At 60.6% G+C, this 15080-nt stretch carries 14 protein-coding genes; 4 read left to right on the top strand and 10 right to left on the bottom strand.

The window, feature by feature from the left end:
- Positions 1-10: 10 nt before the first annotated feature.
- The 8 genes from tssJ to tssA all read right to left on the bottom strand — a co-directional run bounded on the left by tssJ (position 11) and on the right by tssA (position 9494).
- On the bottom strand, positions 11-493 hold the full coding sequence (gene tssJ, locus J5J09_RS18135) for a type VI secretion system lipoprotein TssJ (RefSeq protein WP_208553644.1): 483 nt from the start codon (positions 491-493) through the stop codon (positions 11-13).
- Entirely contained in the window at positions 490-2220 is a 1731-nt protein-coding gene (gene tagH / locus J5J09_RS18140; protein WP_208553645.1) for a type VI secretion system-associated FHA domain protein TagH, read from the bottom strand. The genes tssJ and tagH overlap by 4 nt, the downstream gene beginning before the upstream one ends.
- Complete coding sequence (gene tssG / locus J5J09_RS18145; protein WP_208553646.1) at positions 2217-3275, bottom strand: type VI secretion system baseplate subunit TssG; 1059 nt, start codon at positions 3273-3275, stop codon at positions 2217-2219. The genes tagH and tssG overlap by 4 nt, the downstream gene beginning before the upstream one ends.
- A complete protein-coding gene (gene tssF / locus J5J09_RS18150; RefSeq protein WP_208553647.1) occupies positions 3272-5020 on the bottom strand; it encodes a type VI secretion system baseplate subunit TssF in 1749 nt (582 codons plus the stop codon). Before tssF ends, tssG begins: the two co-directional genes overlap by 4 nt.
- Before the next feature lie 13 nt (positions 5021-5033).
- Entirely contained in the window at positions 5034-5444 is a 411-nt protein-coding gene (gene tssE / locus J5J09_RS18155) for a type VI secretion system baseplate subunit TssE (RefSeq protein WP_208553648.1), read from the bottom strand.
- 80 nt (positions 5445-5524) lie between these two features.
- A complete protein-coding gene (gene tssC / locus J5J09_RS18160) occupies positions 5525-7006 on the bottom strand; it encodes a type VI secretion system contractile sheath large subunit (RefSeq protein ID WP_208553649.1) in 1482 nt (493 codons plus the stop codon).
- Between the two features lie 93 nt (positions 7007-7099).
- Entirely contained in the window at positions 7100-7606 is a 507-nt protein-coding gene (tssB, locus tag J5J09_RS18165) for a type VI secretion system contractile sheath small subunit (RefSeq protein WP_208553650.1), read from the bottom strand.
- 172 nt (positions 7607-7778) lie between these two features.
- Positions 7779-9494 carry a type VI secretion system protein TssA gene (gene tssA / locus J5J09_RS18170; RefSeq protein WP_208553651.1) on the bottom strand — a complete coding sequence of 572 codons (1716 nt, stop codon included), beginning with the start codon at positions 9492-9494 and terminating at the stop codon, positions 7779-7781.
- Positions 9495-9648: 154 nt separating this feature from the next.
- Between tssA and J5J09_RS18175 the strand changes: the two genes are divergently transcribed.
- The 4 genes from J5J09_RS18175 to J5J09_RS18190 are packed head-to-tail and all read left to right on the top strand — an operon-like array spanning position 9649 to position 11786.
- Positions 9649-10005 (top strand): STAS domain-containing protein, encoded by a 357-nt coding sequence (locus J5J09_RS18175; RefSeq protein ID WP_208553652.1) that lies wholly within the window; start codon positions 9649-9651, stop codon positions 10003-10005.
- 9 nt (positions 10006-10014) lie between these two features.
- Positions 10015-10452, top strand: coding sequence for an ATP-binding protein (locus tag J5J09_RS18180; protein WP_208553653.1), 438 nt, complete (start codon positions 10015-10017; stop codon positions 10450-10452).
- Positions 10453-10509: 57 nt separating this feature from the next.
- Positions 10510-10953: a hypothetical protein gene (locus J5J09_RS18185; protein WP_208553654.1), complete on the top strand. Its 444-nt coding sequence runs from the start codon at positions 10510-10512 to the stop codon at positions 10951-10953.
- Between the two features lie 56 nt (positions 10954-11009).
- Positions 11010-11786: a MinD/ParA family protein gene (locus J5J09_RS18190; protein ID WP_208553655.1), complete on the top strand. Its 777-nt coding sequence runs from the start codon at positions 11010-11012 to the stop codon at positions 11784-11786.
- On the opposite strand, the gene J5J09_RS18195 is transcribed toward J5J09_RS18190, so the two are convergent.
- Together J5J09_RS18195 and J5J09_RS18200 are read right to left on the bottom strand one after the other, a co-directional pair.
- A complete protein-coding gene (locus J5J09_RS18195; RefSeq protein ID WP_208553656.1) occupies positions 11783-13237 on the bottom strand; it encodes a serine/threonine-protein kinase in 1455 nt (484 codons plus the stop codon). The genes J5J09_RS18190 and J5J09_RS18195 overlap by 4 nt on opposite strands.
- Before the next feature lie 97 nt (positions 13238-13334).
- Positions 13335-14990, bottom strand: a complete 1656-nt coding sequence (locus J5J09_RS18200) for a sigma 54-interacting transcriptional regulator (RefSeq protein ID WP_208553657.1) — start codon at positions 14988-14990, stop codon at positions 13335-13337.
- Positions 14991-15080 lie beyond the last annotated feature (90 nt).

The raw sequence follows: 15080 nt of genomic DNA on the forward strand, positions 1-15080 counted from the left end.
CGCGCCCTGACTAGCCCAAGGTGAACCGCGAATATTTCTGAATTCTGACGGCAAGACTGGTTATGTAAATCATGAAGCGGTTCTGCTTGCTCTTTCGGAGTTCGATACTATCTCGCCAAGTTGCCGATTGAATGTTTCGGAAACTGACGACCACACCGATATAGGCGGCCTCGCTGGAAATCTTGGTATCGTATTTCCGCTCGGAGCCAGGCGTAAGTTCGTATTCACGGCTGGATATCAGGTCCGCGCCCAGCAGTTTCGCGTCGTCGTCGAAATCGAAAAAGCTCGCATTGTTGAAGGCCTTGATGCCTTTGAGCTCATATATGCGCACGACCACTGGAGAGGGCTCGCCAGTGTCGCCTGGATTGACATTGGCATCAGCGCTTATCGACACGTCCACGGGCGTCGGCTTCGGAAGTCCGCTGCAGGCGGCAAGTACCCCCGTAAGCGACAGGCCGGCGACGAAAAGAAGGCTGCGACGCGACTGGTTCATTTGTTGCTCTCCCGGAACTGTGACGCTGAACGCCTTGCCTGTTCTTCTTGCACCTTGGCAAAGGCAGTGCTGATGATCTGGCGTGTCATGCCTTCCAGATTCCCGCTGAGGCGCTGGTGCAATTCACTGTAGATTTCCCACTTGCCCTTGCGGGCGCCGAGTCCGCGCAGGCGCGCGGCGCCTTCGTCCTCCTCACGGGCGATCAGCTTGGGATCGAGTCGTTCAACGATCAGGCGTATGGCGTGCTGCATGGCCGCCATGGTGAGCATCACATGCCCCTTTACGTCGTCGAGCGCCGATGCGGCCGCTTCAGCGGGGGCCTGAAAACCGCCCGAGCGCGTAACGAAAAGCTCGTCCAGCGCCAGTTCCGCGATCTTGAAGTGCTTGAACGGATTGTTTTCCTCCGGCTGGACCTGAGTCTCATCCATTCGGAATTCGGATTTCAGCATCTTCCGCGCCGCCAGCAGGCTCACGAGCCCTTCCGACATCGCGCGGACCATCTCGCCGACCTCGTGCAACACCGCCATTTCACGGCCGGCCGGGATCACCGCGTCCGGGAATCCCATGCCGCGAAACAGGGCCTTTGCCGCCTCCTGGGAATTGGCTTCAGTGGCGATGGCGGCAACGTACGGAGAGGCGGGTGCCGAGGAAGCCGGATTGGTCGCCGTCGACGGGAAAGCTGGTGGCGTAGGGGGCGTGGATGCCATTGAAGGGGCGGCCGACCTTCCTGGCAAGGGTGGGAAGCCGGCGACCGCCGACTTTTCGATCAAGCGGCTCTTCCGCTCGACGCGTCGCGCCCGCATAGCTTCCACCGCGTCCAGCGGATCGGCCGTGCCGCCGCGCGCTTCTGGCGTGACGACCTGATGATCGTCAAGCCGTGCGAGGTCTGCCATCAGCTCCGGGGCGAGCGGTTGGCGCGTCGATGGGATTTCGACGGGTATAAGGGCTGCTGCTGGAGATGGCGTCGGCAAGGGCCGTTGTTCGGCGGCAACCGCCGGCGAGGCGGCAAAGGACGACGGCGATGCCGGCCCACCACGCGGCCCGACAATCATCGAGAGCGGGTCGAAGTCGTCGGGAATCAGTTTTGCGGGTCTTGCCGACGGTGCCGGCGTTTCAACAGGCAGGGCGGCGCCCCGCAACTCCGGCGTGGGCAACGGGTCGCCGATCTGGGGCATTCCCCGTGGCATCGAGATCGGCATCGGGGCGATGGGCGTGGCGGGCGGCGCTGTGAGGGGCCCCATAGTTGCCGACATCGGCGCTGCCCCGCTGGCGCCATCCAAGTAAGCCAGCGGGTCCTGGCTGTTCCTGCCCAAGAGGTCTCCCCATACTTCACGCTCGCGCAGCGCCTGCTCTGCTCCTTGCGGCGTCGAAGTCATCGGAGCAGAAAACGATATCGGGTAGCTCATCGTATGCTTCACGTCGGCAGCCAGCAGCTCCGCACTGATGATGAGTCGCGCTGCCCGGAAGGTGACACCGGATGCCAGCACGATCGTATTGCCTCGTCCGAGCGGTTCGCTGCGGTCGCCGAGGAAGATGCCATTGGTGCTTTCATCGACCAATATGAATCGGTTGGTGTCGAAGAGGATGCGGCCGTGTACCGACGAAAGAATGCGCTCAGGATCCGGCAGAACCCAGTCGCATTTGGGCGAACGGCCAAAAACGCCGCCCTCGGGGCCGAACACGTGACTGGTCGCGTCGCCACCGATCGTAGAAAGGTGGAGTCTCATGCCCGCCCCCCCTCTGTTTCGGCAACCGAATAAAGCCGGTCGTTAACGAAAACCAAAACATCGCTCTCCAGCGCTCCCGGCTCGTCAGCTTGCAACCAGGTGGTCCAGCCTAGCTGGCTGGAGCCAAGCTGAGCAGTTGGCAGCGTGTCCGGCGCGAATGCGAACTTGAGGTCCCATTCCAGCGGCTCACGAGTCGCCATCAGCAAGAGTTCGCAGAACTGGCGGTGACGGGATCCGTTCGGCAGGAACGCCGACAGCCTGTCGAAATCGGCAGGGCCAAGGTGAATGCGAAACTTGCCGAGATCGTCGTCGAGCTCGTAACCAAGGATAGCATCTCCGCCGAGAAGATTGTTGGCCATACCGAGAGTAAGACGGGATTCCCTACCCACATTCACTTTGCGCGGTACGAATTCCTCAATCTGGCAGGGAATGTTGAAGAAGTTCGACAGTGTCGCGCCGACTACCTCCGAGGAGTTGGAAAACAGGGAGATAAGACCAAGGTGCGGCAGAAGAGCGGAGCGGGAAATAACGCCAACCTGGTCTCTATCTTCGATCGGGAAGCCGCAAAGCGCTAGAAAGCGGCGCGATAACGGGTCGCTGCCGCCCGGCCGGTAGCGCAGATAGTAGCGGTTCTTGCGCCAGATCACGTGCAGCAGGCTGATAAGGCGATGATTGAAAAGATCGAGGAAATCCTCAACCGGATCGAGGGTCGCATCGGCCTCGATGATCGACTCGGTATACGCTGGAGGCAACGGCGAGGCGGGGCCGTATAGCCCAAAGAAGTTAACCCGCACGTCGAGACGATCGGTCTTTTCGTCGTAGTCCACCTCGCTGATGTCTGCCGGGCCAAAGCTCAGCGAGCGAGTGGCGCGAAAACGGAGATATTCGGCCGTCGGATCGCCAAGTTCCCCGATTGGCCTCGCGTCGCGTCGCCGCAGTTCCATTAGTGCGACGAGCTGATGGAAGCGGAACTCCCGGAGACCGTCGATATTGGCGGCGGCTATCGGTTCGACACCGACTTCCGTCTCGTCCAGAATGGTGACCGGCTCGTTCATAGGGTTGCGGCCTCGCCCCATTTCGCTGCCCAACGGAAAACGATGTTGGTGTCCAGACCGATCATCGAAAATCGGTGAAGGCTGTTGATGCTCGAATACGATTTCAAAAAGCGGTCAAGGATAGTTCCGAAGAGATACATCTCGCCTTCTCCGCCCATCATGCCCTCCGACACCGATAGAGCCAGTTCAAAGCCGCGCACCGGCCGGCCATGCGTTATGACGTCGACGCCGCGGCGCTCGAAGGTTTTGAAGCTCTGCAGCAGAGTGTCGCGTTGCAGCGCTGCCTGTCGGTCGGTCCGCGCGCGGAAGTCATAGGCGCCAACGACTGTTCGCAGAGCCTCGACGTCGATCATCGAGGAGAAGTTGCGGGCGAGATTGGCGATCAGCGTCCAGAGCACGTCGTCGTCGATCGGGGGAGGAACTTCCGCGAGCACTGGCGTGATGTTCTCAAAGGCGAGTTTCGCCGGCGTGGTGGAGGTTGGCTGGTCGATAGAACCAACCCCCAGGCGCGTCGCCAGCGCGCCATTGGAGCACATCAGCTTCATCGAGATCGTCTCGGTCTCGGGAAGTCCGACCTTACCCAGCCTGGTGACGAATGACAGGTGATGGTCGATGCCATTGCCGAGCAGCGCCGGACGGACCTGGGTGCGAAAATACAGCTTGCGTACGCCGTCTTCGTGCACGTCATGGCGGAAGCTCTCAAAGGGCTCGTATGCAACGCGCCGGCCGCTGCCCTGGACCCATCCTTCCACGCTCTCCACGGTGTGGACGCTGAAATGGCCGGCATCGCCGACGGGACGGACCGGGTATTCCGAGCGTTCATGCGAGACGGTCAGAGCCCGGCCTTCGGTTTCCAGAAGATTCACGGCCGGGGTTGCATTCAGCACGAACACCTCGGCCCCGATGCGGCTGGTATCAGGGAAAGGCTGGCCCAACTCGAACGATAGACTGAAGCTGTCTGCGGCTCGCTCCGACAGTGCCTCAAGGCCGCGGATTCGCAGGAACATGAACTTCTCGGGGCAAGAGAAGTATTCCTGCATCACGCGAAACCCGTCGAAGGAGCCTTCGGGGTAGGGGAGCACCGCCTCCGAGGGCGAGAAGCCCATCGGTTCGATACGCAGGTCGATTGCCTCCGGTTGACGCCCCGGAGTCGAAACGGTCACGGTACGGCGGCGTTCCAGGAGAAACAGGTAGAGCTGGCGCGCCATCGCCACATCCTTCACGCTGTTGAGGAACAGCGTCAGCGGCGCAACTGCAAGCGGCTGCAGTCCGCTGCCGGCGACCCGGTGGATGGTGAGCGTCAGGCGGCTTGAATTCTTCCGGTTGTCCAGTTCGGCGGCGGTCATCTCGAACGGCAGCACCGTGGTGTCGTAGGAGGTGCTGAAGGGCACTGCGTCACCGTCGATCGGACGCGATTGCACCCGCGTCCCGCGCGGTACTTCGATCGAAGTGCCGCTTGCGCCTTCGGCGAAACGGAAGCCTAAGACGGTGATTGGCGGCACAGGACGGAGATAATGCGGCCAGACAAGTTGCAGGAGTGACAAAGCCAGCTCCGGCATTTCGGCGTCGAGACGCTGACGCAGCCGACCGACCATGAAGGCCATGCCTTCGAGCAGGCGCTCGACGTCGGGGTCGGTGGAGTCGCGGCCGAGATGGCGGGCCAGGCGCGGATTAGCCTTGGCGAACAGCGCGCCCATCTCGCGGAGATAGGATAGTTCGTCTCGATAATAGGTGTTGATCGCCATCGCCGCTGCCCCGCTAGCTGTTAAAGCGGATGCGGCCGTCCGAGCCGAGAACGGAGTCGAAACGAACGCGCACTGTTCGGTCCTCGTGCGCCAACTCTCCATCGACATGGAAGACGAATTCGAGAAGACGTGCCTTATCCTCGATCGGTTGCACGAAAACGTTGCGCAGTCTCGGTTCGAAAGCGCGGATCTGCCGCTCCACGTCGCGAGCTATTGCCGTCAGGGCGCTGCGATACTCACCGGTTGCGTTGAAATCCGACAGGCCAAAGTCTGGACGTGTTTCGCAGCAGCACTTTCGGCTGTTCAGGATCATCTGGAGATTGTGCAAAATGCTCTCCAGCACGGCGGAATCTTCCGTGTATTCGCTTGTCCCCGCATTTGCGCCGCCATGGCCAAGCCGCTGCAGAAGACTCACTGATACCATTTCACGACCTCGATCCCCAAAGCGGTTGGCCGGGCATCATCATGCCCGGCCTGATAGCCTCTGCCCTCGACTCGTTTCGATCAGGCCTTGTCCAGCTTGCCCTTGAGCGACAGCGTGAAGTCCGCGCCCATGTATTTGAAGTGCGGCTGAACGGCCATGCTGACACTGTACCAGCCCGGTTCGCCCTCGACGTCCGCGACGACAATTTGCGCCTTGCGCAAAGGCCGCCTGGAGCGAACTTCAGCGGACGGATTTTCCTGATCTGAGACGTACTGACGGATCCAGTTGTTCAGTTCTGATTCCAGTTCGCCGCGGTTTTTCCAGCTGCCGATGTTTTCGCGCTGCAAAACCTTGATGTAGTGTGCCAAACGGTTGACTATCATCAGATAGGGCAGTTGCGTCCCGAGCTTGTAGTTGAGTTCGGCCGCCTTGCCTTCTGTCGTGTTTCCGAAGAACTTCGGCTTCTGAACCGAGTTTGCAGAGAAGAACGCGGCATTGTCGCTGCCCTTGCGCATGGTGAGGGCGATAAAGCCCTGCTCCGCGAGCTCGTATTCCTTGCGGTCCGAAATCAGGACCTCGGTCGGGATTTTGCTCTGCAGCTGGCCCATGGCTTCGAAGGTGTGGACAGGTAAATCCTCGACCGCGCCGCCGGATTGCGGGCCTATGATGTTGGGGCACCAGCGGAACTGGGCGAAGCTATCCGAGAGACGCGTGGCGAGGGCAATCGCCGCGTTGCCCCACAGATAGTTCTCCGTCTTACCGGCCGCGCGCTCCTCGTAATTGAAGCCCTTTACCGGAACCGTGTCTGACCCATATGGCGTCCGCAGCAGGAAACGCGGCATGGCGAGCGCGAAATAGCGGGCGTCCTCAGTCTGACGGAACGAATTCCACTTGGCGTATTTCGGTCCCTCGAAGATCGACTCCATGTCCTTGAGATTGGGGATTTCCTCGAAGCTATCAACGCCGAACATCGACGGCGCGGCGCCCGCGATAAACGGGGCATGGGCCATGGATCCCACGCTAGAGCAATATTGGGCCAGCTTGACGTCCTGGGCACCAGAACCGAAGGCGTAGTTGCAGATAACGGCACCGACCGGCTGGCCGCCGAACTGGCCATACTCGGCCGTATAGATATGTTTATAGAGGCCGGACTTTGCTACCTCCGGGCTATCCTCGAAGTCCGTCAGAAGGTCTTCCTTCGAGACGTTCATGATCTCGATCTTGATGTTCTGTCGGAAGTCGGTCCGGTCGACGGCGAACTTCAAACCGCGCCAGGCCGATTCCAGTGCCGTGAACTGCTCATGATGCAGAACCTCGTCGACCTGCACGGAAAGCTTGCGGTCAATTTCGGCGATCATCTGGTCGATTGCCGCGCTATTGACGGCCTGATCCTGTCGGGTTGGCTTCAGCAGTTCGGCGATGAACGCGCTCACGCCCTTGCGGGCCGTGTCGTATCCATCATCACTCGGCGCTAGCCGGGTCTCCTGCAGGATCTGATCGAGCAGCGACGCCTCCGTCGTTTCGACGGCCACCTGCTGCTGGGCGGATTCTCTCTCAGTCATGGAACGGCTTTCCTTGAGATGAATATCAATGTGCAAGGTCTCACCGGCAATCGCGTCTCCTTGGCCGGAGAGCGCGTCCGCCAGTGGCAAGATTTATTTTTCGGTCTTGCTGGCGGCCATAGCGGTGAGTTCCGCCATAAGGCGTTCGCGCGCCTCGTCATCACCGAGCACGCCTTGAATTGCCTTGCGGAAGGCCGGCATGTTGCCGAGCGGCCCCTTGAGGGCGACCAGAGCCTCGCGCAGTTCGAGCAGCTTGCTGAGTTCCGGGCTCTGGCGGACGATCGCTTCCGGATTAAAGTCGTTAATGCTATCAAACTTCAGCGAAAGTGTCATATCTCCGGCATCTGGATCGTCAGACAGCTTGTTCGGCACTGAGATGTCCAGCGCCAGGTCATGACCCTTCATCACTTCGTTGAAATTGTCCTTGTTGACGTTCACCAGAGCGCGGTCTTCGACGGGCGTGTCGTCAGCGCGAAGTGTATAATCGCCGAGAAACACCATCTTCAGGGGGAGTTCGACTTCTTCCTTCGCGTCGCCGGTGGCCGGCTTGTAACGAATATTCACACGCTCCTTCGGTGCAACGGTCGAGTCTTTCGACATGTTCAAGTCCCCCGGTAAAATCGCCACGATAGTCAAATAACTAGCAAATTCAGGGTATTAAATATTGATCAGTGAAGCTGATCGTCCCTTTAACCCCGTAACCCCGCCTCGATGCATCTTGGTGGCAGTTTGTTTAACTTTTATAACGCCTCGAAAAATTCTTGTGGTTGTGTTATCCGGCAGTTAGCCGCACCGCTTGTACGATGTCAAGGCTGCTCAACTGTTCGGCAAGTCTGTTCTTGCCCTGCTGCGCGGCCTGTTCACCGATCACACGCACTGCGTTCTTGTGGGCGTGGCATTGCCAGGCGAGCACCAGGAGCTTGACGGACAGCGCAGGCTCCCAACGCGCCAGTCCCTGGTTTTCGGCAAGCTTTTCTAGCGACTGCACGAGGGCCAAGACCGGTTGGATCAGATCGTGACGAAGGCAGAACTCGCCAATCTCGAGTTTCGCGAGAAAGTGTTCCCGGCCGCTGGGAGCCGCGTCGGCAAAATCAGATAGAAGTTTCAGCCCTTCGAGAACCTTGCCTTGCTGCGCGAGACGCGCGGCGTCGCCAGACAGCTTGTCGATCGCGCCTGCGGCCGAGACACTCCCGCCGCCGACCAATACTTCCTCGTCGATCCAGGCCCGGGTCTCGGCGTCGGCGAACGGCGTGCCGTCGGCGAAGCTCAGATCAACCAAAGCCGGCACGCGTCTCAAAAGCACGGCGAGCGTGCCTGCGATTGCCTCCCGAGCCGCGTCATAATCGCTGCCGAGAGCGCGCATCATCGCTGTAGTGGTGTGCTGCATCGTCAGCCAGTATGGGGAGGTCACGAAGGCGCTTTCGGCTGCGAGAAGCAAACCCTGGTGGTTATTGGCTGCGGTCAGCGCGGCGAGTTCCTGGAGTTTGTTTCGCTGCGGCGGCGGAAGGGTCGTTTTGCCGGCCTTGTCCGGCGGGGCGATCATGATGCCGCTCCAGGCGCCGAAGCGGGACGCGAGGTAGATACGCGGATCGGCGGGTGCCGCATCGCGCAATGCGCCGGACACCTTGGTGGCGGCGGAGAACAGCGCCTCGAACGCGGGGTCAATTCCGGCGGCGACCGGCATGTCGGCGAGAACCGGCGCCACGACCGGGGCGGCCGTTGCGACCGGAACTGGCGCGTCCGGCGGCGGCGCTTCGGCTTTGGCCGGAGGCTCGGGCGCTGGGGCTTGCTGTAGAGGCGCCTCCGCGATCTCGTGTGCGGCGGCCTCGGCCCTTGCCTTCGCCTCCAGTTCGCCGCGGACTTCCTGGGCAACCGATCTTAGTGCCCGGACCAGGGGGCCGAGCGCGACCGGAAACTTCTGCATCTTCTCAGCCAGCAAACCGTCCAGTTCGACCAGTCGCTCATAGGCGACAAGCGCGGCAAGCCTTGCCTCGGCCCCTACCGGGGGCTGCGCCTCTACGAGCTGCCCTAGCCGCTCGGCCATCCAGTCGACCGTACCGGCTCGAGCGCGCTCCCGCTTCACGCCGGGAAACAGAGTGTCCCAGTGCCCTGCCACCATGCCGCGAACGATCGAGCTGCCGACCGCAAGGCCCTTATAGCCTTCCTCGTGGTGAAGCCCGTAGACGAGCCGACATGCGAGTACGATGTCCTTGGAACGGCCAGCGAGGATATCCAGGGTGCGACGGTTCAGCTGCCGCCAGTCGACCGCCTTCGGGCCATCCGTTTCCATTTTCCGGAATTCGGTCTCCAACTGGTCAAATTCCGGGTCGTCCCGTAGATCGATACCGCTGGGCAGATCGTCCGAGATGGCCGCTAAGCCAATGGTAGAACGGGGATCGGCAAGAAGTGCGTCGAGGTCGAGGTCTAGCATTGCGAGGCTTGAATCCTTGTTGCGGGCAATGGTCACGACGCGCAAAGCGAGATACACATGCGGTTGCTGCGACCACTGATACGTGTATCTAAAAATCAATTTATGGTCATAGTCATGTAAATTGTAACTTCTATGAACAGTGTAGGAGGGCGCTCCGTGCTACAACGCGTGGGTGTGTTCCGTTCGAGATGACGAAAGGCTATTTCCAAAGATGATCGAGATTTCTGACAGTGTCGACGATGGTGTGGTCGTCGTCCGTCCCAGAGGAAAGATCGACACGTTGACCGCAAAAACGTTCGAAGCCCATCTGAAGAATCACATCGATACCGGTGACGGCGCGTTGTTGGTCGATATGGCTCACGTCGACTATGTCAGCAGTTTCGGTTTGCGTTCGATGTTGGTTGCAGCAAAACTTCTGGCGCCGACGGGCCGCAAATACGTGCTTTTCGGCCTCAATCCGCAGGTGCACGAGGTCCTGCGCGTGTCTGGTTTTCTCCGCATCATTCCGGTCGTTGCCGCCGAGGCGGAGGCTCTCGCACTGGCAAGCCCTCCGGGCGGCTCTAGCTAGGACAATTCCATGGCGGGCCCCTCTTGCACGATCGAGGTGACCAACGGCCTGGACCAGCTCACGACGGTCCAGGATGCACTGGAAGATTTCGTGCAGAACAGCGGTCTTGACGACGACGTCCGGCATACCCTGTTGCTCGTGGTCGAAGAACTCTTTGTCAACACGGTGCATTACGGCTATGAGGAGGCGGAACCGGACACGATCGCGATTTCGGTCGGTCTGCGCCAGAATGGCGACGTTCACCTGACCATCTGCGACCAGGCACGGCCTTTCGATGCGTCGCAGCCGCCGCGCGTTCCGAGCGGCGAGGAAAGCCTTGAAGATATCCAGATCGGTGGCCTCGGGCTTTTTCTGGTCCATGAATTGGCGCGCCAGATTCTGCACCGGCGGCAGGGAAACTCGAACATTACCGAAGTAATCCTGCCCGGCGTCGGGACGGTGGCATGAGAGGGGACGCTGCAGCCTGTGCGCTTCGGGCAGGGTCTGGAACTTGGGGGAGCCAAGATGGAAAAGCGTGAAAGAGAAGATGGTGAGGCGGACCGGCGGCGGGCGATGGGCAGCCTGGTGTTGACATGCGAGGCGATCGCCGGAGGACAGTTCGACGACATGGAGCAACTGTTTGCCATCCTCGCCGACGAGATGTTGCCGGGAGACATTCGTGAACTGGCTGAAACCTTTGCAAGCATGGTGGTTCAGATCGAGGCACGCGAATTTCACGCAAACCAGCTGATCGAGCAATTGCGCGAGACGCAGCGACAGCTCGAGGCAGCTGAACAGGCGCTGCGTAAGGAAAACAAAGACTTGAAACAGCGCCTGAAAAAGCTTGAGGTGCAGTTCGATCAGGAGCAGGCCGCACAGGAAATCCGGGAAATCGCCGAGAGCGAGTATTTCGTCGACCTGCAGCAGCGCGCCAAGTCGCTCCGGCAGCGCTTCAAGCTCAAGGACTGATTTTCCAACGCGGTCGCCGCGTTCTCTGTTCACGTTCCAATCACGGCAAGGCTTGAATGACCAAAATCATTTCCACACATTCCTACCGCGGCGGTACCGGAAAATCGAACCTCACGGCCAATCTGGCGGCAGGACTTGCGCTGCGTGGTCACAGGGTCGGGGTCGTGGACACCGACATCCAGTCACCTGGCATCCATACCCTGTTTCGGGTCGATCCCCACGCTGTCCATTTTACCCTGAACGATTATCTCTGGGGAAAGTGCGGCGTTCGCGAGGCCGCGCTCGATGTGACCTCGGGCGTCGTCGATGAGTCGGGCAAACCGTTGGTGCCCGATGAGGGCAAGGTCTTCCTCGTGCCGTCGAGCATTAAGACGGGCGAGATAGCCCGCATCCTGAAGGAGAAGTATGATGTCGAGGATCTCAACAACGGTTTCCACGATCTCTGCCAGGAGTTGAACCTCGACTATCTACTGATTGACACCCATCCGGGTGTAAACGAGGAGACCCTTCTATCAATTGCGATATCGGACACGCTGATGTTGCTTCTGAGACCTGACATCCAAGACTATCAGGGGACTGCCGTGACGTTGGAACTGGCGCGCAAACTCGAGGTTCCCCAATTGCTTCTGGTCGTCAACAAGGCGTTGGACAGTTTCGATTTCCGGGAGTTGGCGCAGCGGGTATTCGCTAGTTATCGCACGCCGGTTGCGGCGGTTCTACCGCTGTCGACCGACCTGATCCGCGTCGGCAGCACAGGGCTGGTGCGGGCCATGTATCCGGATCATCCTTTTTCGAGCGGCATAGAGACCCTGATCGACGCGATCGAGGACTAGGTTTCGAACAGCGCAGCGGCAAACGCATCGACAGACTCCGGACGCTCGCTGCGGTCAAAACTCAGTGCCTTCCTGAGCGCATCCCATGCCATCGGGTCGAGGTCGGGAATTTGCTCCGGCGCAAGTCCCCGGTCGCGCGCCTCGTTCGAGGCTTGCATCGAAAAGGGATGGAAACCGACGAGCATCTGATAGGCGATGCAACCGAGGGCGAAAATGTCGTCGCGCGGGTCGCGCTCGGCGCCCTCGAACATTTCGGGGCTTGCATACGCGGCCGTCAGCGCGCCGAGCTGCACAGCATCAAATCCCGCTCCGTTCCCAGCCGTGGCGAGACCGAAATCGAGGAGCTTAACCAGCCTGTCATCGCCTACGAAGATGTTGCCCGGTTTCAGGTCGGAATGCACAACGCCGTTGGCATGGGCATGGGCAAGTCCGCCGCAGATGCCCCTCAGGACGGCGGCGGCAAGAGATGCTTCCATCGCCTGGCCTGTCCTCTCCGATAGCAGCCGGTTCAGCGGTTGGCCGGTCAGGAGTTCCATAACGATAAAGACCTCGGTCTTGTCCCGATCGAAATCGAAGACCGTTGCAATGTTCGGATGGGCAAGACTCTGCGCCTTGCGCGCCTCAGCCTCCAGCGTGCGTAAGGCGTTGGAGTTTGCGCGGAAGGCATCGTTCAGAAGCTTAAGCGCGACATAGGGTTGCTGGCTCCCTGCCTCCAGCCTGCGGCGGTCGACGGCGGAGTAGACGACGCCCATCCCGCCTCGGCCGATTTCCGTGTCCAGGATGAAACGGTCGCGCAGGATAGAACCCACTCCGGCGCGCTGGCTCGAATAGTCCGCCAGCTTGTTGAGAGGTGTACCATCGCCGGCGCCCTCGCGTACCACTCGGCGTGCCGTGGAACGGAAGCGGGCACTGCGATACGTTCCGAGCAGATTGTTGAGCTGGTCTGGGCGGCGGCCGTTGGCGTCGTCAGCGGGTGGATTCGACGATCCGCGCAACGCCTTGTAGTCGCCTATTAGCCCTGAGAGTACGACATCATCGACGCGGGTGCGCAATTCGTCAAATCCCGGCAGAGCTTCGGCCGCATGCATCGGCTGGACGGGAGGCAGGACGCCGACGGCAGGCGTGGGCGCGCGGGATGGAACCTCGGTGGCGAATGTCTGGTTCACAGCGGTTGCCGTAATCCGTCCGTCTGCCGCGGGCCATGCCGGCACGAACGCGTGCGGAATGGTCGCTTCCTCGAACAGCTGCATTTCCCTCGATTGACCTTGGTTGTCGCCTGGCGGCGGCGCCATCTTGTCGTCTGCCAGCAGAGGCAACTGGCCGAGCAAGATAGCGGCAATATCAGCCGGCAGACGGCCCGTTTCGGCGACGTCGGACACGGCTCGCACGACGGCTGGTGCGTTGTCGGCGGCCGCAGCCTTCAATCTTGAGACCAGGATCTCATAGCTCATCCGCCCGCCAAGAAATGCATTAAGAGCCTCCTCGGGCCGATCGGTCCCAAGATTGTCCTGACGTCCGCTCGCCTTGCTTCCGAACAGTCTCAGTGGTCTAGTCTTTCGACGTTGCAGTGTCCGTCGCGCCGGGACGGCGGATGGAATACCGGTTGAGCTTCTCGACCATCGTGCGCCGACTGACGTTCAGGTTCCGTGCCGCGTGGCTCTGATTCCAGTTTGCCTCGCGCAGTCTCGCCTCGATGACCATTGCTTCGTATTGTCCCACAATCGACTTCAGATCGCCATGGGGAATGTGGTTTGGATGCGCGCCGTGTAGGGTCTCCTCGCGGAATCCAGAGATTTCCGCTGGCAGGTGTTCACGGTCGATCGCCTGACCCCGGTTGGCAAGCAGGGCGGCGCGTTCAAGGATGTTCTTGAGTTCGCGGACATTACCGGGATAAGCCCAGCGCAACAGGGTGTCGAGCGCATCCGCTGTGAGCTCCGGCCGCTCGCCGTCTCCACCGACCGCCTCGGTCAGAAAATGGTCTATCAGACGCGGAATGTCGGAGGGTCGCTCCCGCAAAGGGGGCACGACGATCGGAAACACGTTAAGCCGATAGTAGAGATCCTTGCGAAACTCGCCGCGTTCGATCTTTTCCTCAAGATTGACGTTCGTGGCCGCCACTATCCTGACATCGACGATTTCGGTCTTCGTCGACCCGACCCGGCGAATCTCGCCCTCCTGCAGTAGGCGCAGCACCTTGGCCTGGAGACCGGGGGGCATGTCGCCCACCTCGTCCAGGAAGAGGGTGCCTCCATGCGCCTCGTGGACGAGGCCAGGCTTGTTGGCGAGGGCGCCGGTGAATGCACCCTTCACGTGGCCGAAAAGCTCGCTTTCCAGCAGGCTCTCCGGCAATGCCGCGCAGTTCTGCGCGACGAAGGCGCTGCGGCTGCGCTCGCTGGAGAGATGTATGTAGTTTGCCATCATCTCCTTGCCCGTCCCCGTCTCGCCCCGCAGTAGGATTGGCACCGAAGATCCGGCAGCACGCTCGATCAGGTCGAACACTTTCTCCATTGGCGCGCTGTTGCCAATCAGGCCCTTTGGCTTCTTCGACTTGAAGGCCGCGGCCTTGCTCATCAAACGAGTGTTTTCCTGCTGCAATTCGTCATTCATCCGGCCGAGTTGTCGGATGAGCCTCTGGTTTTCCTCGAACAGCCGGGCGTTGCGGATGGCGGCTGCGGCATGGGAAGCCAGTCCCTGCATCGGTCGCACCACGTGCTTCGGTAGCGTTCCGGAGGAACCGCCAGCCCTGTCCGGCAGGTTAACCAATTGCAGAATTCCAATCGTTTCCTCACCGCCCACCGTCAATGGGAGGATTGTGAGCGAACGCGTGCGAAAGTTTATCGCCTTGTCGGAGTCGCGAATGACGTCGAATTCGAAGCCCGGCGCATTGTCTATGTCGGCCACGGCGACCAGCGTGGAAGTCGAAACGGCGAAAGTGGCAGGATCGCGCAGGTTCGGCGCCAATGACTTGTCGTAAATCGAGATGCGGGCTTCGGACTGATTGGCGGTGGTGATGCCGCGATAATTGAAGCAGACGCGGTGCAGGTGACGGGCGAGGCGGTCCAGGGTAAAGATCGCGGCGCCTTCGGCCCGAGATAGACGGAGCGCGGCGTCGAGAACATGCACGAGAAGTGCCTCCACCCGCCGCTCCTTGGCGAGCGTTATCGTCAGTTCCAGCAGATCCTCGTAGATCGTCTCGTTGCTCATCGCCCAGCTTTCACGATCACGCCGCTTTGCCTGCCGGTCAGAGTTGTCCCGGTCCGCCGAGCAGGCCGGTGCCCTGAGCGGCGCCCCCCG

This window comes from Ciceribacter sp. L1K22, assembly GCF_017599385.1.
In the GTDB taxonomy this organism is placed as follows: domain Bacteria; phylum Pseudomonadota; class Alphaproteobacteria; order Rhizobiales; family Rhizobiaceae; genus Allorhizobium.